The following is a 21,584-nucleotide window of genomic DNA, read 5'->3' on the forward strand; positions in this document are numbered from 1 at the left end:
CCGATGGAGCAGACAACATGGCGGCGGATGCGCTTTTCGACCAAGCGGCATCGGTACTGATCGACCGTGGCATCGATGGCGGCATCGACTGCGCCATCGTGCTCGGCACCGGACTCGGACGCATCATCGACGACATGGTCGATCCGATTTCCGTCCCCTTCGAGGAGATTCCGGGCTTTCCGAAAGGTTCGGTCTCAGGCCACGCCAAGCGGCTCAGCTATGGTGTGCTGCACGGCAAGCGCGTGCTGGTCTTCGAGGGGCGCGCGCATTTCTACGAGACCGGCGATCCCGCCATCATGCGCGTGCCACTCGGCATGCTCGCCGCCTTCGGCTCGCCGCCGCTGGTTCTGACCAACGCCGCCGGCTCGCTCAGGCCCGATCTCAGGCCAGGCAGCCTCGCCCTGATCACCGACCACATCAATTTCAATGGTCCGAACCCGCTGGTCGGCGATATCGGGGACGGCCGCTTCGTGCCGATGATCGACGCCTATGACCCGCATTTGCGTGCCCGGCTGAAGAAGGCCGCCACCGCCAGCGGCGCCAATATGGGCGAGGGTGTCTATATGTGGTTCTCGGGCCCGAGCTTCGAGACGCCAGCCGAAATCAAAATGGCCAAGATGCTGGGCGCCGATCTCGTCGGCATGTCGACCGTGCCCGAGGTGATCCTGGCGCGCCGCTACGGCCTGCGCGTCGCCGGCATCTCGATCGTCACCAATATGGGCGCGGGCATTCTCGGCGGCGCCCCCAGCCATGGCGAGACGCGCGACGTCGCCGCGACCGCGACCACGGCGCTGCGGCGGGTGCTGCGCGCCTTCCTGAGCGAGCTCTGATGCCGATGTCCGATGCCGACCTCGCCTTGCGTGCGTTGCGCCTGCTCGACCTGACGGATCTGTCCGACCAGGCGAGCGAGACCGGCACATTGCAGCTCTGTGCCCGCGCCGTGGCGGCGCCCGGCCCGGTCGCGGCGATCTGCATCTGGCCGCAATTCGTCAAGCTGGCGCGCCAGACGCTGAAGGCTTCGCCTGTCAAGATTGCGACCGTGATCAACTTCCCGGCCGGCAACAGCAATTGCAGCCCGATCGGCAGCGATATCAACGAAGCAATCGCCGACGGCGCCGACGAGATCGACCTGGTGCTGCCTTGGCGCGCCTTCCTCGCGGGGGATGTCGACATCGCCCGCGAGATGGTCGCCGAAGCGCGCGGCGGCTGTGGCAACAAGACGCTCAAGGTCATCCTTGAAACCGGCGAATACCCGGATCAGGCTTCCGTCCGCGCCGCATCCGAACTCGCCATCGCGGCCGGGGCTGACTTCATCAAGACCTCGACCGGCAAGACCAGGACCTCCGCCACGCCGGCCGCCGCCCGCACCATGCTGGAGGCGATCAAGGCCTCGGGCAAGCCGGTCGGACTGAAGCCGTCCGGCGGCCTGCGCACGCTCGCCGATGCGAAGATCTATCTCGACCTTGCCGGTGAATTGATGGGCCCGGACTGGGCGACGCCCCAGACCTTCCGCTTCGGCGCCAGCAGCCTCTACGGCGTCCTCGCCGACATCATCGCCGGCACCAGCCCGGCGGAACGGACCGACGGAGCCTATTGATGCGCCTGCCGCAGGAGATCATCGCCGCCAAGCGCGACGGCGAGCGCCTCGGCGCCAACGACATCCGCCAGATGATCGCGGGCCTGACCGATGGCTCGGTCAGCGAGGGCCAGGCCGCCGCCTTCGCCATGGCGATATTCTTCCGCGACATGGATGCCGAAGAGCGCGTCGCCCTGACGCTGGCCATGCGCGATTCCGGCACGGTGCTGGACTGGCGCGACCTGCCCGGACCTGCGCTCGACAAGCATTCGACCGGCGGTGTCGGCGACACGGTCTCGTTGCCGCTCGCCGCGGCGGTCGCGGCCTGCGGCGGCTATGTCCCGATGATCTCGGGCCGCGGCCTCGGCCATACCGGCGGCACGCTCGACAAGCTCGACGCGGTGCCGGGCTATGTCACCCAGCCGGGGATCGACCTCTTCCGCCATGTCGTGCGCGAGGTCGGCTGCGCCATCATCGGCCAGACCGCCGATCTCGCCCCGGCCGACAAGCGGCTCTATGCGATCCGCGATGTCACCGGCACCGTCGAATCGATCCCGCTGATCACCGCATCGATCCTGTCGAAGAAGCTCGCCGCCGGTCTCCATGGCCTCGCGATGGACGTGAAATTCGGCTCCGGCGCCTTCATGCGCGATTTCGACAAGGCCGAGGCGTTGGCGCAGAGCCTGTCGGATGTCGGCAACGGCGCCGGCCTGCCGACGCGGGCGCTGCTAACCGATATGAGCGAACCGCTGGCTTCCGCCGCCGGCAACGCGCTCGAGGTCGCCTATGCGCTCGACCATCTGACCGGCCGTCGGCGCGAGCCGCGCTTCCACGAGGTCACGGTGGCGCTGTCCGCCGAGATGCTCCTGCTCGGCCGGCTCGCGGCGACGCGCGAGGAAGCAATCGCGAAGATCGAGGACGCCTTCGCCAGCGGCGCCGCGGCGGAGCGCTTCATCCACATGATCGCGGCGCTTGGCGGCCCGGCCGACCTGCTCGAACATCCCGAGCGGCACCTCGCCCGGGCGCCGATCGTCCGGCCGGTGTTCTCGGACAGGCCTGGCCTGGTCGAAGCGATCGATACGCGCGGCATCGGCCTCGCCGTGGTCGCGCTCGGCGGTGGGCGGACCCGCCCGCAGGACGAGATCGACCATGCCGTCGGCATCACCGAGCTCGCCGGGCTCGGCGAGCGGGTCGGTCCCGACCGGCCGCTCGGCATCATCCATGCCCGCAGCGAGACTGGTTTCGACGCCGCCCGCATCCGCCTGAAGAGCGCCTATCGCCGCGGCGAGGCCGCCGTCGAGCGCGGCCCGTTGATCATCCCCGCCTAGAGCATGCCCGCGTTTCTTCACGCGAACCGGTATCCACTTCGCTCGAAAATGCTTCAGGAGTTTCCCCACCCATGAGCCTGCTTCTGGCGATCACCGGCTGGCATGTCGAAAGCTGGCGCGAGCGCTTCGCGGCATTGCTGCCCGAGCTGCCGATCGTCACGCTCGGCGAGCCCTTCGACCGGCGCGCCGTCCATTATGTCGCGAGCTGGAAGCACCCCGAGGGCAGTCTTGCCGGCCTGCCCAATCTCGCGGCGATCTTCTCGCTCGGCGCCGGCGTCGATCATCTCTTTGCCGACAGCCGTTTGCCCGAGGTGCCGATCGCGCGGGTGATCGATCCCGATTTGACGACGCGGATGAGCGAATACGTCGTGCTGCACTGCCTGATGCAGTTGCGCCAGCAACACCGCTACGATCGGCAGCAGCGCGAAAAGTCATGGGACGACGACCGTCACCAGCCGGCGGCGCGCGAGGTCCGCGTCGGTATCATGGGGCTCGGCGAACTCGGGCAGGATGCGGCGCGCAAGCTTCAGATCATCGGCTTCGACGTCGCCGGCTGGAGCCGTTCTCCGAAGACGATCGAGGGGCTCGTCACCTTCTCCGGAGAGGACGGCATGGCGGCTTTCCTCGCCCGCACCGACATTCTCGTCAGCCTGCTGCCGCACACCCCGGAGACGCAAGGCATCCTGAGCCGCCCGCTGCTCTCACAGCTGGCGCAGGGCGGCCGTCTCGGCGGGCCGGCGCTGATCAATGCCGGGCGCGGCAAATTGCAGGTCGAAGCCGACATCCTGGCAGCGCTCGATGCCGGCGAGCTCAAGGCGGCGGTGCTCGACGTATTCGAGACCGAGCCGCTGCCGCAGGATTCGCCGCTGTGGAACCATCCCGCCGTGACGGTGACGCCGCACAACGCCGCGATGTCGGCGCCCGAAGCCGTCGCCGACCAGATCGCAGCGCAGATCAGACGGCTCGAGGCCGGGGGCGAACTGCAGAACGTCGTCGATCCGGCGCGGGGTTATTGAGCCTGTAGTCGCTTGATCGCGGTGATCGGCCCGCCCTTGCGGGCGAGGATACGGTCGCGCGCCGGGCGCAAGGGCTCGCTGATCACGCTCATGCTGAAGGCTGTAGCGTGCAGCAGCGTGTCCGGGTCGGTCATGATGCCGACATGGCCCTTCCAGAACACCAGATCGCCGCGGTGCAGGCCATCGAGGCTCTCGTCAAAGGGAACGGCCTCGCCGAGCCCCTGCTCCTGCATGTCGGAATCGCGCGGCGCCGCAACTCCGGCAGCGGCAAGGGAGAGCTGGACCAGCGCCGAGCAGTCGAGGCCGAGGCTGGTCTTGCCGCCCCAGAAATAGGGAACGTGCAGGAAGCGCTCGGCGACCGCGACGAAGTTCGGCTCATGCTGGTCGCGCGGACAAAGATGCTGCTTGAAGATGTAGCCGCCGCGCTCGGTCGTGAAGAAGTCGCCGCTCTCGCCGGTGACAGCCAGCGCCGCGCCAATGGACAGCGCCTCCAGCGGCGGCAATTTGATCGAGGGGCCGGGATAAACGAAGGTCCGGAGTGCGCTGACGCGGTGCGTGGGCACTGGTGCGTCGCCGGCCAGGCAATCCTCGGGCAGGTAGCCGACATAGGAATCGCCGACGAGCTGGCCCCAGGCCCAGCCTTCATGCTGCTCGTAGACCCGCACTGCTTCCCCGGCGAGCGCCTCGGTGTCGAGCGGCGCATCGGGCCGTGGCTCGCGCCGCAGCGGCGCTGAGGGCGTCACCACCCGCATCGGGATCGGATCGGCGAAGGCCAGTGCCTCGACCTTGCCGTCGAGATGACGGGCGGCGAGGTCCGGGCGGGCAGGCGTGAGGCGGCGGTCGAGAATCGCGGTCATGGCGGCACTCTAGCCGCGTCCGGTTAATGGGCGAAGTGCGGTCTGTTCAGGCCGGCCCCAGTTCGCGCGCCCGCGCGGTGACCAGATCGGCCAGGTGCTCGACCGCGAGGGCGCCCGCCACCGTCCGCTGGATCACGACATTGCGCTTGTCGAACTCGTCGCGCTTGCGCGTGACCAGGCCGAGCTTGCCCATGCTGTCGAGCGCGCGGGTGATCACCGGCTTGGTGACGCCAAGCCGCGCCGCAAGGCCACGCACGGTATGCGGCGGCAGCTCGAGATAGATGGTCAGCAGGATCGCGGTCTGGCGGACCGAAAGATCGGACTGGGTGTCGCGCACCAGGTCGAGATGCACCTCGCGCCAGAGCCTGAGCGCCTGCGTCGGCTTGATCTCCAGCGCCATGCCGCCCCCGGATCGTTACGGGGCCGTATCATTATCGCGGTACCGCCGCTGCGCAAGCAGAGCCGTGCGCCAGGCTTAACGGGCGCCGTAAAACTGCTTCGCCAGCGCATAGGTCAGCCGCGCCGCCTGGCATTCGCCGCCTTCGGGGCGGCCCGGCTTGGTCGAGGGGTTCCAGCCATAGATGTCGAAATGAGCGTAGGAGCGGCTTTTCTCGACAAAGCGGTTGAGGAAGAGCGCGGCGGTCACCGAACCGGCGAAGGCACCGCCGGAGACATTGTTGAGGTCGGCGATCTTGGAATCGAGCATCCCGTCATAAGGCGGCCAGAGCGGCATGCGCCAGACCGGATCGTTCACCGTCGCACCGAGGCGGGTGATCTCGGCGGCGAGCCCGTCGTCATGCGTGTAGAAGGGCGGCAGGTCCGGCCCGAGCGCGACGCGGGCGGCCCCGGTCAGCGTGGCGAAGTCGATCAGCAGCTCGGGCGCCTCCTCGTCGGCGAGCGCCAGCGCATCGGCGAGAATGAGCCTGCCTTCGGCATCGGTGTTGCCGATCTCGACGGTGAGGCCTTTTCGGCTCTGCAGCACATCGCCGGGACGGAAGGAGGCGCCGGAGACGGCGTTCTCGACGGCAGGAACCAGCAGGCGCAGGCGAACCTTCAACTTCGCCTGCATGATCATGCGCGCCGCTGCGATTGCCGCCGCCCCCCCGCCCATGTCCTTCTTCATCAGCAGCATGCCGGCATCGGTCTTGAGGTTGAGTCCGCCAGTGTCGAAGGCGACGCCCTTGCCAACCAGGGTCACCTTGGGGTGATCGACCGCACCCCAATGCAGGTCGATCAGGCGCGGCGCCCTGGTCGAGGCCCGGCCGACGGCATGGATCATCGGAAAATTGGCCACGAGCAGATCGTCGCCGACGGTGCTGCCGACCTCGGCGCCATAGGTTTCGGCCAGCGTCCGCACGGCCGCCTCGATCTCGGCCGGACCGAGATCGGCAGCGGAGGTGTTGACGAGATCGCGCGCCAGCGCCGTCGCCGCGGCGAGGTTGCTGAGCTCCTCACCATCGACGCCCTCGGGCAGGACGAGCCGCGCTGCAACCGGCTTTGGCTTGCGATAGCGCTCGAAACGATAAGCCGTGAGCAGCCAACCGAGCGCCGCGAGCCCGGCATCACCGATATCGCCCGCCAGAGTGTAATCGCCCGGCGGCAAGGTCGTGGCGAGGCGACCGGGGGCGAACGGATCGCGTCGGCGCGGGCCTGACGGGTCGACCCCGAGCAACACCGCGCAAAGCGAGCCGGCTGCATCGGGCAGCAAGACATGTTGGCCCGGCCGCGCCTCGAAGCCTTGCGCCTGGGCGAAACTGCGCGGCACCGGCGCGAGCCCATCACGCAGGCCCGGCCAATCGCCCCTGGCGACGCAATGGACAGGGATGGCGGGTGTTCCGGCGGGCTGAAGCAGAGAATGCACGATCGACAAACCTCGGATGGTGAAACTCGGGGCATCACGTGCAACGCCGGCCCCGCTACGCCTGATTAACAGTCCGTTAGGGTTAACGTTTTATCACCGCAGGCAACAGTTTCCCGTACCGGCGAGGCATTCCGGCCGATGTCCATCCGCATCCGCGCATCCCGTTTCGGCCATCTCGCCGCCGCCTCGGTCCTCTGCCTTGCGCTCGGCGCCTGCCAGATGCGTGGCGGCTCCGGCGACGTCACCGGCTCGATCGGCGCCAAGCAGACCCAGCCGCGCACCGAGGCGCAATGGCGCAGCGAGGAGGCGGACTGGGGCAAGCGCTACGAAGCAAACCAGAAGGACCGCAACGCCGCCTTCTTCTACTCGCGGGCGCTGCGTGCACTCGACAAGAACGCCCAGGCGCTCGCCATCCTGGAAGGCGCGGTGCTCATCCATACGGAAGATCGCGAGCTGCTCGGCGCCTATGGCCGCTCGCTCGCCGACAATGGCCGCTTGAAGCAAGCGGACGACGTATTGAGCCGAGCCCATCTACCGGAGAGACCTGACTGGCGGATCCTGTCGGCGCAAGGCACCGTCGCCGACCAGCTCGGCGAGCACGAGCGCGCCCAGCAGCTCTACGCCGCCGCGCTGAAGCTCGTACCGAACGAGCCGACGGTGATGTCCAATCTCGGCCTGTCGCTCGCCCTGTCGAAGCACCTGCCGGATGCCGAGCGTGTGTTGCGCGAAGCTGCCGGCGGCCCCGGGGCCGACAGCAGGGTACGCCAGAACCTCGTCCTGGTGCTCGGCCTGCAGGGGCGCTTCCAGGAAGCCGAGCAGGTCGCGCGGCAGGACATGAGCCCGGCCGAAGCCTCGTCGACGATCGCCTATCTGCGCCGCTCGGTCAGCCAGCCGAACAGCTGGGATCTGCTGCGCGGCGGCAAGGCCAAGCCGGCAGCGCGTTCAGCGGCGCCCGAAAAGACGTCTCAGCCGACAGGCTGACTTCCCCGTCTCTTCCAGAACGCCAATCCAGCAAACCGACCAGTTCGCCCGCCGTCAGATCCGGCTGCGCGGCGAACACCGAAATCCCTGCTCGTTCGAATAGAGGGCGGAGCGGCCGGCCGCGCTCCGTCAGAAGGCCTTGAAGACCTTGAGGACTGCCGGCGTCATGATCACCACGAAGAGCACCGGCAGGAAGAACATGATCATCGGCACGGTCAGCTTCGGCGGCAATGAGGCAGCCTTCTTCTCCGCCTCGTTCATCCGCTGATCGCGGCTCTCCTGCGCAAGCGTGCGAAGGGCGGTTCCCAGCGGCGTGCCGTAGCGTTCGGCCTGGATCAGCGCCGTACACACCGACTTCACCGTTTCCAGCCCGGTGCGCAGGGCAAGGTTTTCGTAAGCCTGCCGACGTTCCGAGAGGTAAGACAGCTCGGCTGTGCAGAGCGAGAACTCTTCCGCCAAGGGCACTGACTGGCTGCCGATTTCCGCCGAGACTTTGCGGAAGGCAAGCTCGATCGACATACCCGATTCCACACAGATCAGCATCAGATCCAGCGCGTCCGGAAAGGCGCGCCGCATCGAAAGCTGACGCTTCGCTATCGTGTTGGAGAGATAGATTTCAGGCGCCTTGATGCCGAGATAGGCGGCGCCGATCACGATGCCGACCCGCATGATGACGGTCTGGCCGAAGCTGTTGAGCACGAAGAGGTAAAACAAGGCGAACAGGAAGAGGCCGATCGGGGTGATCAGCCTGAAGAAGAGGAAACCGACCTCGGCTTGCTGACCACGGAACCCGGCCATGGCGAGCTGCTTCTTGGCACTCTCGGTACCTAGCCAGTCGCCGAGCTTGAAGCGCTCGACGATGTTGCGCATGAAGGCCTTCGGCTCCTGTCGGAGCGAGACTTTGTCAACTTTGCGCGCCAGCCGATCACGCTCGCGTGCGCGGATTTTGTCGCGCTCGGTGGCGACGGATTTCATGCGCTTGCCCAGCACATTGCCTTCGAGCAGAGGCGCCGCAACGGTCATGATCGTGACCGCCACGGCGAACCCACCAACCAGGGCAAGCAGGAGCCTCATGTCGGCGAGATTCTCGATCAAAGGCGCGAGCATGCCGAAAGCTCCTCAGATCTCGAAGTTGATCATCTTGCGCATGACAAGGATGCCGATACCCATCCAGATGCCGCAGCCGACGAGCGCCATACGACCTACATCGGTCGTAAAAAGCGCATCCATGTAGCCTGGGCTCGTCACGTAAACGAGGCCGGCGACGGCGGGAGGCAAGGAGCCGATGATTGAGGCGGACGCCTTCGCCTCCATCGATACCGCCTTGATCTTGTCGCGCATCTTGCGGCGCTCGCGGATCACGCGCGACAGATTGGCCAAGGTCTCGGCGAGATTGCCGCCGGTCTTCTGCTGGATAGCCAGGACGATGCCAAAAAAATTGGCCTCGGCGCAAGGCATGCGCTCGAACAGCTTGGTCGCAGCCTCCGTCAAAGACATGCCGAGCGTCTGCGCTTCGACGATAAGCCGGAATTCGGTCTTGACCGGCTCCTGGGCCTCGCTGGCGATGATACGCACGCAATCGTTGAGCGGCAGGCCCGACCTGATGCCGCGCACGATGACATCGAGCGCGTTCGGAAATTCATTGGTGAAGCGCAGCATCCGCTTCTTGCCGAGATAGGCCAGATAAAAGCGCGGCAAGCCGAAAAGGCCGACGAGGAAGCCTACCAGCACCACGACCCAGTTGCCCGAGGTGACAAGGAGTGCAACGGCCAGGCCGATGCCTAGCGTCACGCCGAGCAGCCAGAATTGCTTGCGAGACCAGGATAGCCCGGCCTGCTCGATCCGGCTCTCTATCGTGATCTTGTGGCGGGCTTTCTCGCGGTTCTCGATATCCTTCAGGCTCTGCGCAACCTGTCCGCGCCGGGCCACGCCCTGTGCCTCGCGATCCGCCGCAGCGCGGATTGCAGCCGGGGCGGCAAACTCGCGGCGGCGCTGCTCGGCGCGTGCCTGGCCACTGAGCCGGGGATAGAAGAGAGCATAGGCGACGCCGCCCGCGGAGATGGCAGCGAGAATGGCGGCAGCGATCTGGCCATAGTCCATGGCGTGCCTTCTCCCCGCGCTAGGCCTCGGCTCGGCCGTCGAGCTCGAGCTGGTCGAGCGCGGTCGCGAGCCGTTGCTCATCACCGAAATAGCGCGCGCGCTCCCAGAGGCGCGGCCGACCGATCCCGGTCGAACGGTGCCGGCCGATCAGCCTGCCGTTCGCGTCCTCGCCGAGCACGTCGTAGAGCATCAGATCCTGGGTGATGATCACGTCGCCTTCCATGCCCATCACCTCGGTGATGTGGGTGATGCGGCGCGAGCCGTCGCGCATGCGCTGCGCCTGGATGATCACGTCGACCGAGGAGCAGATCATCTCGCGCAGGGTCTTCGAAGGCAAGCTGAAGCCACCCATGGTGATCATCGATTCGATGCGGCTCAGGCATTCGCGCGGCGTATTGGCGTGCAACGTGCCCATCGAGCCGTCATGGCCGGTGTTCATCGCCTGAAGCAGGTCGAAGGCCTCGGGACCGCGGACTTCGCCGACGATGATGCGTTCGGGACGCATGCGCAGGCAGTTCTTGACCAGATCGCGCATCGTGATCGCACCAGTGCCCTCGAGGTTGGGCGGACGCGTCTCGAGGCGCACGACATGCGGCTGCTGGAGCTGAAGCTCGGCTGCATCCTCGCAGGTGATCACGCGCTCGTCATGCTCGATATAGTTGGTCAGGCAGTTGAGCAGCGTCGTCTTGCCCGAGCCAGTACCGCCCGAGATCACGATATTGCAGCGGACCCGGCCGATGATCTTCAGGATCTCGGCGCCGGGCGGCGAGATCGCACCGAAGCGAACGAGCTGATCGAGCGTCAGCTTGTCCTTCTTGAACTTGCGGATGGTGAGGGCCGGCCCGTCGATCGCCAGCGGCGGAGCAATGACGTTGACGCGCGAGCCGTCGGCAAGGCGCGCATCGCAGATCGGCGAGGACTCGTCGACGCGGCGTCCGACCTGGCTGACGATGCGCTGGCAGATGTTCATCAGCTGCGCGTTGTCACGGAAGCGGATGCTGGTGAGCTGGATCTTGCCGCCGGTCTCGATAAAGGTCCGGCCGGCGCCATTGACCATGATGTCGGCGATGTCGTCCCGGGCGAGCAACGGCTCCAGCGGTCCGTAGCCGAGTACGTCGTTGCAGATGTCGTCGAGCAGTTCCTCCTGCTCGGAGATCGAGAGCACGACGTTCTTCAGCGAGATGATCTCGTTGATGATGTCGCGGATTTCCTCGCGCGCCGATTCACCGTCGAGCTTGGCCAGCTGAGAGAGGTCGATCGCTTCGATGAGAGCACCGAAGATCATGCTCTTCATCTGGTAGTATTCGTCGGATTTTTGCGCCTCGACCGGCGCAGGCGGCGGCAGACGCCGCGCCTCGGCGGCGGCGGGACGCGATTCGATCGGGCGCACCGACGAGAGTGGCGCTGCGTTCGGCTGAGACGTCGGAGCCGGGGCAGTCGCCTGTCGCTTGCCGAACATCTTCAGGCCTTTCGACGCATCAGCTTGGCGACCAGGGGCTCGAACAGGCCGCGCTTGCCGCGCTTCTGCTCGCCGCGCCCGGTGAGAGCGGTTGCGATCTGGACGAAGGCCTCCGCCGCCTTCCCGCCCGACTGGACCTCGGCGATCATCTGACCGTTGTTGGCTGCCGTGCCAAAGAGCGGCGCATCGAAGGGGATGGAGCTCAACACCTCGATCCCGAGGGCTTTGGCGAACTCGCTAGCCTCGATCTCCGGCCGCTTGGGCAATCCGACCTGGTTCAGGATCAGGCGCGGCACGGAATCGTTCGGCCGGGCTGCACGCAGGAGGTCCACCAGATTCTTGGCGTTGCGCAACGAGGCAAGCTCGGGTGCGGCGACGACCGCCACCTCGTCAGCGCTGACGAGCGCGCGCTTCGCCCAGCCGGACCATAGATGCGGCACGTCCAGTACGATGCAAGGCACGCTTGCGCGCAGCAGGTCAAACAAGAGCTCGAACGCGTCGTCGCTAAGATCGATGGTCCGGTCCAGCATGGCCGGAGCTGCGAGCAGGGAAAGGTTATCGCTGCAGCGTGACAGAAGCCGGTCGAGCATGTTGGCGTCGAGCCGCTCCGGTGCGAACACGGCGTCGGCGATACCCTGCGGCGGGTCTTGATTGAAATCCAGTCCGGCCGTGCCGAAGGCGATGTCGAGATCGGCGATCACAGTCGAGGCGCCGAGATCGCGGGCAATCGCCCAGGCGACATTATGCGCGACGGTGGAGGCGCCGACCCCGCCCTTGGCGCCGACGATGGCCATGGTACGCCCGAGCGTTGCCGAACCTGATGCGGCATAGAGCTCGGACAAGGTGCGCAGCAGGTCGAGAACGCCGAACGGGGCGACCAGATAGTCGCTGACGCCGCGCCGGATCAGCTCGCGATAGAGTTGGATGTCGTTGACGTGCCCGATGACGACGACCTTGGTGCCCGGATCGCAGCTCCCGGCGAGCGCATCGAGATTCGCGATCAGCCCCGACGGCTCGCTGACCGTTTCCAGGACGATCACATTCGGTGTCGGGGCGCCTCGGAAAGCCTCGACCGCCGCGGCTGGCCCCCCCATCTGAATTCGGGCCTGGACCTTGTCCATTCGCCGGTCCGCGGCGACCGCCTGCATCGAGTCCGCGACCTCCCGCGTCTCGCAGAAGGCCTGCAAGGTGACGCGCGGCAGCGGGGCGACGATCTCCTCGCCGCCGGTGTCCGGCTCGAAACCCGGTATATTCGCCATCATTTGCCTCCGACGGCGTCGCTGATTTTGCTCTGCTCCTGGCGATACTGCGTCGAGGGATCCTTGCCCTCGCGCAGCTTCTTGATCGCCTCCATGCGCTTTTGCGTATCTAGGCGGCCTTCGCTGCGCGCACGCACCAGATCGAGCGGATCGGCGATCTGCGCCGCAAGATTGGCCTGGCTAGCGCAGCCGAAGTTCCAGTATGGCTCGTTCATCGCATCCGTCTTGTAGCTGGCGACGCCGAGGTCCGCTGGCCATTGTCCGCAGGAATGCGGCAATCCGGCCTGCAGCGAGGCGTATGTCAGGCGGATCGGCGAGGCGAGCTCGGGATCGGCGATCCGGTAGGTCCTGACCGAGAGCTGGCCGGGCGAGACGCCAGCGCGGGACAGCGAGCGGCGAATGCCTTCGAGCGTGTCATGGGTGGCGAGGTCGCGTCCGGTCCCTGTCGGCACCTCAGCCACAAGCCCCCCCTTGCCACCTCGATGATAGTCCGCGCCGAAGCGGGCAACGTCATCGGACTGGCGCGGATCCAGCCCACCACCCGCGCGGCCGACGAAGACGTCGAGCGATCGTGGCGCATCGCGCAGCACGATCGGATGGCGCTCGCGAATGTCGACGGGGATGCCGGAGGTCGAGATATCGCCCTTGGCGCAGGCCCCGAGCAGGAGCGCAACGCCCAGCGCAGCCGGTAGTGCAGCCCGGCCTGCGTGGTACGGCTTGCTAGTCACGGTCACGGTTGCCATTTTTGTCGGAGCCTCATCCTCAGTCGGCAATAAAACCGACACGGCCCTTGTAGGCCTGCGGGACCGGCCCGCCGCTTGTCGACCCGTAGATCTTGTTCAACCGCCCCATCAGGATGGTCTGGGCGTCGTGTGCCTCGACGAAGCCGTCATCCGGCCGCTGCAGAGCGTTGGGGCCGACCGGTTTCACGATGTACGGGGTCACCGCGATCATCAGCTCGGTCTCCTCGCGCTGGTAGTCTCGCGAGCGGAACAGCGTGCCGATGATCGGAATATTCATCAGCCCAGGCATGCCGTTGATCGCCTGGCGCGAGACGCGCTGGATCAGGCCAGCTGTCGCCAATGTGCCGCCGGAGGGCAACTCGACCGTCGTATCCGACTTGCGGACCCGGAAGCCGGGCGCGTTGACGGCCGTCGTCTCGGTGGGGTTGAGGCGCAGCTGGTTCTCGAAGTCGAGCTCGGTGACCTCGGTCGCGATGCGCATCGAAATCTTGCCTTCCGACATCACGATCGGCGTGAAGTTCAGGGAGACACCGACCGGCTTGTATTCGATGTTGAGAACGCAGCGGTTGGTGACGTCGCAGGAATAGCCTTTCGGAATCGGAATCTCGCCACCTGCGGTGAACTTGGCGCTTTCGCCCGAGATCGCTGTCACCGTCGGCTCGGCCATGACGCGCGAGAGGCCGGCGCGCTCGAGCGCCCGCAAGGTCACATTGGTCGAGTTGCCGATGCCGGCGCCGATCGCCGTGGCGGCCAGTTGCTGCGGCTGCAGCGAGAACGGAGTGTCGATGGTCGGCGTGATGCTGAACTTGCCGAGCTTCCATTCGCCGGTCGTGTTGATACCGAGCTGCTTGATCGCCTTCCGGGAGACCTCGGAGACCGTGACCTTGACCATCACCTGGTCGCGCCCGCGGATCGTCAGCGAGTTGATCACCGCACCTTTGGTAGCGTTCGCACCTTCGCCCGAGACACCGACGAAGGCATTGGCGATGTCCATGGCCTGCGTCGCCTCGGAGGCGCTCGCGACATTTCCGACCAGGAGGATCGAGTTCCCAGCCGGCTTGACCTGGATATCGGCGCCCGGCATCGCGGTTCGCAGCGTCTGACGCAGCACGTTCAGATCACGGCCGACCTCGATCTCCAGCGCCGTGATCTGCCGGCCTTCGGCATCCATCACGAACATCGAGGTCGAGCCGTCGGCCATGCCGATAACGAAGAGTTTCCGGGCGGAGCGCACCACCGCATTCGCCACCTTGGGATTGGCGACGAAGACCTCCTTGGCGTCGCGCGGCAGCTCGACGATCAGCGAACGGCCGATCGAGAGATCGAGCCGACGCGAGATCGCGTGCTCGCTCGCACCGACGTTCAGGACCGGCGCGGCGCCCTTGGTTTGTGCCAGAGTCGGCCCGATGGAGAGCGGCAAGACCAGGGGCAGGACCGCCAGCGGTAAGGCGAGGATATGCCGCGGGCATCGGCGCAGCGACGGAACGGGCTTCGGCATCGGGATCATGGCTTCACCGCCTTGGTGACGACGCCGTAGCGCACGAGCGTGAGACCTCCATCATCGACCGGAGTGCTCTTGTCGCCGGCATCCTGCAGGCTGCGCAGCGCCAGCGAGAGACTGGCGTTCTTCTGGGCCAGCGTCACGGCCTCGACCTGCTTCGGATCGAGCTCGAGCGTCGCGGTCTCGCCGACGACGACCTTCTCGCCGTTCTTCTCCTGGATGCTCTGGCCGATCGCCAGCACGCGGACATTGGCGATCAGGATTTCGCTGGTCGGCGGCGAGCCGTCCTTGGAATTGCTGTCGTCGCGGGTCGTACGGACCACGTCGACGCGGTCATTGGGCAGGATGAAGCCGCCGGCTGTGTTGGCTCCGCGATTGTCGGTGGTGATGGCGACCGCCCGCTTGCCCGGCGGCAGAATCGCCGAGAGGAAGCCGGAATCGGCCTTGAGTAGCTTTTCCCGGCGGATCGGCTCTGAGCTGTAGAGCGGAGCGCGGGCGATCTGGCCGACGAATTCACCTTCGCCATCTGGCAAATCCTGGCGCCGGATCACCGCCGGCGGCAGGCTCGTCAGTGGCCAGGCCAGCCATTTCAGGTCGCTGGCAGCGAGCTTGTTGCCAAGCGGAATGTCCACCGCCGTCACCAGCACCTCGACCGTCGGGGCGGGCTCGTATTTCGTCACCGAGGGCGTGTTGACCTTCGGCGGCCGACTGATCAGCAAGGCAGCGCCGAGGCCGGCGACGATCGCTACGGCGAGAATGATGATGCGGGCGGGACTCATGGCACACGATCCTTGGCCGGCATGAGCCGACCCTCAACCGGATCGTGGCCTTTGAATCGTCAACTTATGGTTAACCGGAGGTATCTTTTTGCGCGGATCAGGCGTTTCGAGGCCGGATTGGAGCGCTCAACCGCTGATGGCGATCCGCCAAATCGTTGTGTCGGGCAGGACCACCAGCGCAGCGGCAGCGAGCGCGATGCCATAGGGCACGCCCTTCTCAACACCGTGCAAGCGCTGCGCCCAGCTCCACCCCTTGGCCAGACCGGGCAGCGGGGCTTCACGCAGTTTGACGAGCACGACGGTCAATACGCCGCCCACGAGTGCCGCGACGAAGAGATAGGGTAGCAATTGCTCGAAGCCGAGCCAGAGCGCCGTCGCCGCCGCGAGCTTGGCATCGCCGCCGCCGATCCAGCCGGCCGCGAACAGGCCAAAGCAGATGAAGAGCATGAGGAGACTGGCGGCTAGGTTCCAGCCTACGGCACTCCAGCCAAAGCCGATCGCAGCCGCACACAGCCCGAACGTACCCACAAGCAGCAAGCAGAGCCAGTTCGGGATGGTCATGGTGACGAGATCGCTGGCAGCCGCATAAGCCATTGCGGCCGGAAACACGACAAGAATGGCAATCAGCGGCAGCGACATGGCGTCCATCCGGAAAGCAGCACGCCGGACGATAAGCCTTCGGCGTGACCAAAGCCTTACCAGCGTCGATGCCGGCCGGCCTGTCTGGCCGCAACGAAAAACGCCCCGGATTTACCGGGGCGTCTTGGCAATAGCCGAGCCTTACGGCCGCGGTCTCAGACGAGGCCCGCCAGGACCGCCTGGAACTTGGCGTTCAGCGCCGGGCCGATCGCGGTCCAGGTGCCGATGCAGACGACGGCGATGAGGGCGGCAATCAGGCCGTACTCGATGGCGGTCGCACCGGACTCGTCCTTGGCGAAGCGCGCAAACAGGTTCTTCATGGGTAGTCTCCTTTGCACCACGTTTGACTGCTGCCTTCGCTCTAAACGGCTTCGGTCAGCGACAGGAGTGACATTACGGGTCTCGCCTTGCCGATCAGTTAAAGCGACCGACTAATTCGCTGAATTTTACCGGTCTTCATTCGATGGTTAATAGGGATTTAGCACAAAATCGTAGTTAACTCTTGGTATAATATTTTCCTGACAGCCAGTTCATCTCAATAACTCCTGAAAACTGAGAAATATTACGCTGCGTCAATTGAAGCACCTTCGCCATACGCTTGCGTTTTTCACTGCACACGAACGAGCTTCGATGGCTGCCGTGCCCCTCTTGCGCCTCGCGCAGATCGCCATCTTAGTGAACCATTCATCATTTTCCGCTTTGCTCGGGCTGTTCGAAACTTTGGGGCGCGGACCATGTCCATTGCGATGCCGGAATCGCGACTCAGCAAAAGCTTACCGGTGCTCCTCTGCGCCGGGCTCGCGCTGGCCGGTGGGTTGGGCCTCTCACCCGACCTCGCACGCGCACAAGCCAGGCTCGTTACCGCTCCAGCCCCGGAAGTCCGTGGCGACGACACCCGAATCGACGCGGTCACGGTGACGGTCGACCACGCCAAGGTCTTGCGCCTCCCCGACAAGGCCCAGACGGTGATCGTCGGCAACCCGGCGATCGCCGATGTCACGGTTCAGCGCAACGGCGTCATGGTCGTCACCGGCAAGAGCTACGGCGTCACCAATCTGATCGCGCTCGATGCGACCGGCGCTCTGCTGGCGGAATCCACCTTGCGCGTCGGCGCCGCGCGCGATTCGATCCTGACCGTGCAGCGCGGCCTCGAGCGCGAGAGCTATTCCTGTACGCCGGCCTGCCAGCCAAGCGCTCAGCTCGGCGATTCCAAGAGCTTCTTCGATGGTACCAATGGCCAAAGCGGTGCACGCAACGCGGCTGCGTCGGGCGCAGAGAAGAAGTAAAGCTCCTCTTCCGCGCCCGGCGCCGAAAGCCTGATCAGATCGTCTGGTTGTAGGCGCCGACTTCGGGATTCTCGCGCAGCACGCCGTCGATCGCCTTGAACATCTCGCGCATGCGCGCTTCCGAGACCGGGCTCTCGCAGACCACGACGAGCTCGGGCTTGTTGGAGGAGGCACGGACCAGTCCCCAGGTGCCGTCCTCGTTGACGACACGCACGCCGTTTACGGTGATGACGTCGCGGATCGCCTGGCCAGCGATCTTATCGCCCGCCGCCTTCATCGCCTCGATGCGCTTGGTCACCTTGTCGCTGACGCCGTATTTGATCTCGTCGGCGCATTTGGCCGCCATGGTCGGCGTGCCCCAGGTCTTGGGCACGGCGGCATAGAGCTCGGCCATCGACTTATCCGGATTGCGGTCGAGCATGTCGATCACGGCGATCGCGGTGACGACACCGTCGTCATAGCCGCGGCCGACCGGCGCGTTGAAGAAGAAGTGGCCGGATTTCTCGAAGCCGGCGAGCGCGTTCAGGTCGCGGACGCGGCGCTTGATGTAGGAATGGCCGGTCTTCCAGTAGTCGGTCTTGACGCCGAGCCGCTGCAATTCGGGATCGGTCGAGAACAGGCCGGTCGACTTGACGTCGACGACGAACTGCGCGCCCGGGTTGAGCCTGCCGAGATCGCGCGCCAGCATCACACCGATCTTGTCGGCGAAGATCTCTTCGCCATGGTTGTCGACGACGCCGCAGCGGTCGCCATCGCCGTCGAAGCCGAGCGCGACATCGGCGCCGTGCTGCTTCACGGCATCGGCCATGGCATGCAGCATCTTCATGTCTTCGGGGTTGGGATTATAGCGCGGGAAGGTGTGGTCGAGCTCGGCATCCATCGGAATGACCTCGCAGCCCAGCGCTTCCAGGATCTGTGGCGCGAAGGCGCCTGCCGTGCCGTTGCCGCAGGCGGCGATGACCTTGAGCTTGCGCTTGATCTTCGGGCGGTTGGTCAGGTCGGCGATGTAGCGCGCCGGGAAGTCGGGCACGAATTGATAGGAGCCCCCGCCCGAGAGGTCGAAATCGCCTGCCAGCACGAGATCGCGCAACTGCCCCATCTCGTCCGGGCCGAAGGTGACCGGGCGCTGGGCGCCCATCTTGATGCCGGTCCAGCCATTGTCGTTATGCGATGCGGTGACCATGGCGACGCAGGGCACGTCGAGCTCGAACTGGGCGAAATAGGCCATGGGCGACATGGCGAGCCCGATATCGTGGACCTTGCAGCCGGCCGCCATCAGGCCGGTGACCAGCGCCATCTTGATCGAGGAGGAATAGCTGCGGAAATCATGAGCGGTGACGATCTCGGGCTTGACGCCCATGCGCTTGATCAGCGTGCCGAGCCCCATGCCGACAGCCTGCACGCCCATCAGGTTGAGCTCTTTCCCGAAGAACCAGCGCGCATCGTACTCGCGGAAGCCGGTCGGCTTCACCATCGGCAGCGATTCGTAGTCGAAGGTGTTCGGGAAGAGCTCGGGCAGGGGCTTCGGAAACATCGGGCCATCCATTTTCGAGGAGCGCCGGCCGTGAGGCCCGCGCGGAAACCATGCAGCTGACGCGTGCGGAACGGACAGGCCACAGGCTACATGAATGCAGCCTGAGCATGACAGGGCAAGGACGCAAGGCCGGCATAGCCGATCGGCATGAGGTTTGGAACCGACAGCCGGCTGCTCAGCCGCGCAGGACCATGCGGCCGCCCTGGACCTCATAGCCACGCAACCGGCGCAGGAAGGACGTGCCGAGCAGGCTGACCGACAGCGCGCCGGCGGGCAGTACGACGGCCTCGACATCGCGCACCGAGATATCGCCGAGCCGCACCTCGCGCAGCATTGTCCTCGCGCCCCGCACCACGCCGTTTGCGGTGCTGAGCCCCACCGAATAGTCCGCACGATCAGGCCTGATCCCAAGCGCTCGCGCATCGACCTCGGTCAGCACGATGATGCTCGCGCCGGTATCGACCATCATCTTCACACGGTAATTGTCGATCGACGGGTGAACGACATAGTGGCCGCGATAGTCGGCATGCACCGTCAAGACGCGCTCAGCGTTCGCCGGCGCACGCTCGCTCTGACCGGTATTGGCAAGGGCCGGCGCCTGCCGCGCCATCCGATCGAGGGTGCCGGCAGAGCCCAGCGCGAGCAGGCCGGCCAGCCCGCCAACGCCCAAGAACCAGACAATCGGCCGAGCCATGACCGGCTTCCCCTTCGCGTGTCCCTGTTGGCAACGCTGCAGGCGAAGGTGCTGACCAAGCGTAAATCCGTGACCCGAAACAGCCGCTACAAGCAGCGTTCCGCCACGCGGTTCGAAATCAGGCTTAGCTGAGGGTCAATCGAACCGACCGCATTCTACAGAAAGCTCTTGCCGACCAGCGCCTCGATTGCCGCGCGGCGCGGCACGCTCGGTTGGGCGCCTGCAACCGTGCAGGCGAGTGAGCCGGCGGCGAGCCCGCGCTGGAGTGCGCCGGAGAAGCCGAAACCGGCCTGCAGCGCCGCGGCGAAGGCGCCGACGAAACTGTCGCCGGCAGCGACCGTATCGACCGCTTCGACAGCCGGCGCCTCGAGCCTGCGCCGGACGCCGCCATGCCAGCCGACGGCACCGGCTGCGCCGAGGGTGACGATGCAGGCGATGCCGCGCTCGCCATCGATCCGTTGCGCGATCGCATCGGGGTCGGTCTCGTCCCAGCCGAGCGAGCGAGCCAGGATCAGGGCCTCATGCTCGTTGACGATCAGGATGTCCGTCAGCGCCAGCAGCTCCGGCGCCGGAGCCCCGGCGGGTGCGAGGTTGAGGATCACCCTGCCGCCGCCAGCGCGCACCGCCCGCGCGGCGCGTAAGCACTCACGCTCCGGAACCTCGCGCTGGAGCAGCAGGAGATCGCCCTCGCCCGGCTTCAACTCCTCGACGGTATCGGCCTTCGCCAGCGCATTGGCGCCGGCCGCAACAACGATCTGATTGGCACCGTCGGCATCGACGGCGATGAAGGCCGCGCCGGTTGGCGCCTTGGTCCGTGCGACGTGGCGCAGATCGACACCATCCTCGGCCAGGAGCCTGATGGCAATCTCAGCGAAGCCGTCGCGGCCGACCGCGCCGACCAGTGTCACGTCGGCGCCGGCACGGCGTGCCGCCAACGCCTGGTTGGCGCCCTTGCCGCCGGGATGCAGCGCATAGCCGGGTCCCAGCACGGTTTCGCCCGCACCCGGCAAGCGCTCGACCAGCGTCACCAGATCGACATTGAGCGAGCCAAAAATGATGATCATGCCTGCAGCCCGGCGGCGAGCCGGGTCACGCCGGCGACGAAGGCGTCCTCGGGCGAGGTCAGCGCATGATCGAGCCCGGCAGCTGCGAGCGCCCGGCCATAGCTCTGCGCCAGGACGCCATCGGCGACGAGATGGAGATTGGTGAGGCCGCCGAACAGCGCGCGTGCGCCTTCGATCTCCTGCGCCACCAGCAAGGCGGAGAGATAGGGCCCGACTGCGCCGCCAGTCATGTGTCCGCCAAGGACGTTACTGCGGGCATGGAAGGCGGCGTTGAGCAAGCCACCTGGCCGCTTGGCGGCGGCGAGGCCGCGCCGCGCGCCCTCAGCAGCATCGTCATCAACCGGTTCGCTCGCCAATCGCGACAGGATCGAATGCTCGCGCAGCAGACCGTAGACCTCGCCGGTCATGAAGCTGGCGAAGCGGGTGATGCGACCGCCCTTGATCTCGGCCCATTTCGAATGGGTACCAGGCAGGCAGGCGACCCCGTCAGTCAGCCCGAGGCCGACGATCAGAGTCTCCTCGCCGCGCATCACGTCGAAGGCGCCCTCGTCGCAGGACAAGCCAGGCAGGATGGTCGCCTGCGTACCGTCGTCGAGCGTGACGGCAAGGCCCGCGGCCGCGATCGCCTCGGGGCTCGCCGGGCAGGCGACATAGGGCGCTTCGACCCAACCATTGCGGCTGCCGACCATGCCGGCGAGCAGCACCGTCGCATCCGGGCGCGCCTGACGGAATTCGCCGGCGATCTCGGCGAAGGCAGTCGGGAAGCCGCCAGCCGGCACCGACTGGATGCCGCGATCGGCGCTGCGTTTGCCCAGCACCGCGCCATCCTCGCCGATGAGGAAGGCGCGGGCACGCGTCGTGCCCCAGTCGAGCGCGATCAGGGGGATGGGCATGGCAGGCTCCGGCG

22 protein-coding genes are annotated in these 21,584 nt (G+C 66.2%); 6 read left to right on the plus strand and 16 right to left on the minus strand.

All coding sequences use genetic code 11. The features are described 5' to 3' along the window. Nucleotides 1-17: 17 nt before the first annotated feature. The 4 genes from ACSQ3M_RS21605 to ACSQ3M_RS21620 all read left to right on the plus strand — a co-directional run bounded on the left by ACSQ3M_RS21605 (nucleotide 18) and on the right by ACSQ3M_RS21620 (nucleotide 3,920). The gene (locus tag ACSQ3M_RS21605; RefSeq protein WP_436152257.1) at nucleotides 18-830 is read left to right on the plus strand and encodes a purine-nucleoside phosphorylase; all 813 of its coding nucleotides are present in this window, start codon (nucleotides 18-20) and stop codon (nucleotides 828-830) included. Next, the gene (gene deoC, locus ACSQ3M_RS21610; protein ID WP_436152130.1) at nucleotides 830-1,597 is read left to right on the plus strand and encodes a deoxyribose-phosphate aldolase; all 768 of its coding nucleotides are present in this window, start codon (nucleotides 830-832) and stop codon (nucleotides 1,595-1,597) included. Before ACSQ3M_RS21605 ends, deoC begins: the two co-directional genes overlap by 1 nt. After that, a complete protein-coding gene (gene deoA, locus ACSQ3M_RS21615) occupies nucleotides 1,597-2,904 on the plus strand; it encodes a thymidine phosphorylase (RefSeq protein WP_436152131.1) in 1,308 nt (435 codons plus the stop codon). Before deoC ends, deoA begins: the two co-directional genes overlap by 1 nt. A 71-nt stretch (nucleotides 2,905-2,975) precedes the next feature. Beyond that, the gene (locus tag ACSQ3M_RS21620; RefSeq protein WP_436152132.1) at nucleotides 2,976-3,920 is read left to right on the plus strand and encodes a 2-hydroxyacid dehydrogenase; all 945 of its coding nucleotides are present in this window, start codon (nucleotides 2,976-2,978) and stop codon (nucleotides 3,918-3,920) included. Here the strand turns inward: ACSQ3M_RS21620 and ACSQ3M_RS21625 are convergent. From ACSQ3M_RS21625 to ACSQ3M_RS21635, 3 genes are all read right to left on the minus strand, one after another. Next, complete coding sequence (locus ACSQ3M_RS21625; protein ID WP_436152133.1) at nucleotides 3,914-4,777, minus strand: C40 family peptidase; 864 nt, start codon at nucleotides 4,775-4,777, stop codon at nucleotides 3,914-3,916. The genes ACSQ3M_RS21620 and ACSQ3M_RS21625 overlap by 7 nt on opposite strands. Nucleotides 4,778-4,823: 46 nt before the next feature. Continuing rightward, entirely contained in the window at nucleotides 4,824-5,177 is a 354-nt protein-coding gene (locus ACSQ3M_RS21630; protein ID WP_436152134.1) for a MarR family winged helix-turn-helix transcriptional regulator, read from the minus strand. Between the two features lie 75 nt (nucleotides 5,178-5,252). Beyond that, on the minus strand, nucleotides 5,253-6,638 hold the full coding sequence (locus ACSQ3M_RS21635; RefSeq protein WP_436152135.1) for a leucyl aminopeptidase family protein: 1,386 nt from the start codon (nucleotides 6,636-6,638) through the stop codon (nucleotides 5,253-5,255). A gap of 138 nt (nucleotides 6,639-6,776) precedes the next feature. On the opposite strand from ACSQ3M_RS21635, the gene ACSQ3M_RS21640 reads away from it, so the two are divergent. Beyond that, the gene (locus tag ACSQ3M_RS21640) at nucleotides 6,777-7,619 is read left to right on the plus strand and encodes a hypothetical protein (protein WP_436152136.1); all 843 of its coding nucleotides are present in this window, start codon (nucleotides 6,777-6,779) and stop codon (nucleotides 7,617-7,619) included. A 129-nt stretch (nucleotides 7,620-7,748) separates the two neighbouring features. Here ACSQ3M_RS21640 and ACSQ3M_RS21645 read toward each other — a convergent pair whose 3' ends face one another. From ACSQ3M_RS21645 to ACSQ3M_RS21685, 9 genes are all read right to left on the minus strand, one after another. Continuing rightward, nucleotides 7,749-8,726: a type II secretion system F family protein gene (locus ACSQ3M_RS21645; RefSeq protein WP_436152137.1), complete on the minus strand. Its 978-nt coding sequence runs from the start codon at nucleotides 8,724-8,726 to the stop codon at nucleotides 7,749-7,751. A 12-nt stretch (nucleotides 8,727-8,738) separates the two neighbouring features. Then, on the minus strand, nucleotides 8,739-9,719 hold the full coding sequence (locus tag ACSQ3M_RS21650) for a type II secretion system F family protein (RefSeq protein ID WP_436152138.1): 981 nt from the start codon (nucleotides 9,717-9,719) through the stop codon (nucleotides 8,739-8,741). 19 nt (nucleotides 9,720-9,738) lie between these two features. Then, the gene (locus ACSQ3M_RS21655) at nucleotides 9,739-11,178 is read right to left on the minus strand and encodes a CpaF family protein (protein WP_436152139.1); all 1,440 of its coding nucleotides are present in this window, start codon (nucleotides 11,176-11,178) and stop codon (nucleotides 9,739-9,741) included. A gap of 2 nt (nucleotides 11,179-11,180) precedes the next feature. Continuing rightward, entirely contained in the window at nucleotides 11,181-12,437 is a 1,257-nt protein-coding gene (locus tag ACSQ3M_RS21660; RefSeq protein ID WP_436152140.1) for an AAA family ATPase, read from the minus strand. After that, complete coding sequence (locus tag ACSQ3M_RS21665) at nucleotides 12,437-13,165, minus strand: CpaD family pilus assembly protein (RefSeq protein WP_436152141.1); 729 nt, start codon at nucleotides 13,163-13,165, stop codon at nucleotides 12,437-12,439. Before ACSQ3M_RS21665 ends, ACSQ3M_RS21660 begins: the two co-directional genes overlap by 1 nt. 34 nt (nucleotides 13,166-13,199) lie before the next feature. Continuing rightward, nucleotides 13,200-14,687 carry a type II and III secretion system protein family protein gene (locus ACSQ3M_RS21670; RefSeq protein ID WP_436152142.1) on the minus strand — a complete coding sequence of 496 codons (1,488 nt, stop codon included), beginning with the start codon at nucleotides 14,685-14,687 and terminating at the stop codon, nucleotides 13,200-13,202. Then, nucleotides 14,684-15,460 carry a Flp pilus assembly protein CpaB gene (gene cpaB, locus ACSQ3M_RS21675; RefSeq protein ID WP_436152143.1) on the minus strand — a complete coding sequence of 259 codons (777 nt, stop codon included), beginning with the start codon at nucleotides 15,458-15,460 and terminating at the stop codon, nucleotides 14,684-14,686. Before cpaB ends, ACSQ3M_RS21670 begins: the two co-directional genes overlap by 4 nt. Before the next feature lie 126 nt (nucleotides 15,461-15,586). Then, the gene (locus tag ACSQ3M_RS21680; protein ID WP_436152144.1) at nucleotides 15,587-16,099 is read right to left on the minus strand and encodes an A24 family peptidase; all 513 of its coding nucleotides are present in this window, start codon (nucleotides 16,097-16,099) and stop codon (nucleotides 15,587-15,589) included. Between the two features lie 155 nt (nucleotides 16,100-16,254). Continuing rightward, complete coding sequence (locus tag ACSQ3M_RS21685) at nucleotides 16,255-16,419, minus strand: Flp family type IVb pilin (RefSeq protein WP_436152145.1); 165 nt, start codon at nucleotides 16,417-16,419, stop codon at nucleotides 16,255-16,257. A gap of 459 nt (nucleotides 16,420-16,878) precedes the next feature. Here ACSQ3M_RS21685 and ACSQ3M_RS21690 point away from each other — a divergent pair, with 459 nt between their 5' ends. After that, nucleotides 16,879-17,385 carry a pilus assembly protein N-terminal domain-containing protein gene (locus ACSQ3M_RS21690; RefSeq protein ID WP_436152146.1) on the plus strand — a complete coding sequence of 169 codons (507 nt, stop codon included), beginning with the start codon at nucleotides 16,879-16,881 and terminating at the stop codon, nucleotides 17,383-17,385. A 34-nt stretch (nucleotides 17,386-17,419) separates the two neighbouring features. Here ACSQ3M_RS21690 and ACSQ3M_RS21695 read toward each other — a convergent pair whose 3' ends face one another. From ACSQ3M_RS21695 to ACSQ3M_RS21710, 4 genes are all read right to left on the minus strand, one after another. Continuing rightward, on the minus strand, nucleotides 17,420-18,919 hold the full coding sequence (locus ACSQ3M_RS21695) for a phosphomannomutase/phosphoglucomutase (protein ID WP_436152147.1): 1,500 nt from the start codon (nucleotides 18,917-18,919) through the stop codon (nucleotides 17,420-17,422). Nucleotides 18,920-19,094: 175 nt separating this feature from the next. Beyond that, the gene (locus ACSQ3M_RS21700; RefSeq protein WP_436152148.1) at nucleotides 19,095-19,613 is read right to left on the minus strand and encodes a retropepsin-like aspartic protease family protein; all 519 of its coding nucleotides are present in this window, start codon (nucleotides 19,611-19,613) and stop codon (nucleotides 19,095-19,097) included. Between the two features lie 155 nt (nucleotides 19,614-19,768). Further along, nucleotides 19,769-20,677, minus strand: coding sequence for a ribokinase (locus ACSQ3M_RS21705; RefSeq protein WP_436152149.1), 909 nt, complete (start codon nucleotides 20,675-20,677; stop codon nucleotides 19,769-19,771). Next, nucleotides 20,674-21,570, minus strand: coding sequence for a 2-dehydro-3-deoxygalactonokinase (locus tag ACSQ3M_RS21710; protein ID WP_436152150.1), 897 nt, complete (start codon nucleotides 21,568-21,570; stop codon nucleotides 20,674-20,676). The genes ACSQ3M_RS21705 and ACSQ3M_RS21710 overlap by 4 nt, the downstream gene beginning before the upstream one ends. Between the last annotated feature and the right edge of the window lie 14 nt (nucleotides 21,571-21,584).

Source organism: Allobosea sp. LjRoot90 (assembly GCF_964254315.1).
In the GTDB taxonomy this organism is placed as follows: domain Bacteria; phylum Pseudomonadota; class Alphaproteobacteria; order Rhizobiales; family Beijerinckiaceae; genus Allobosea.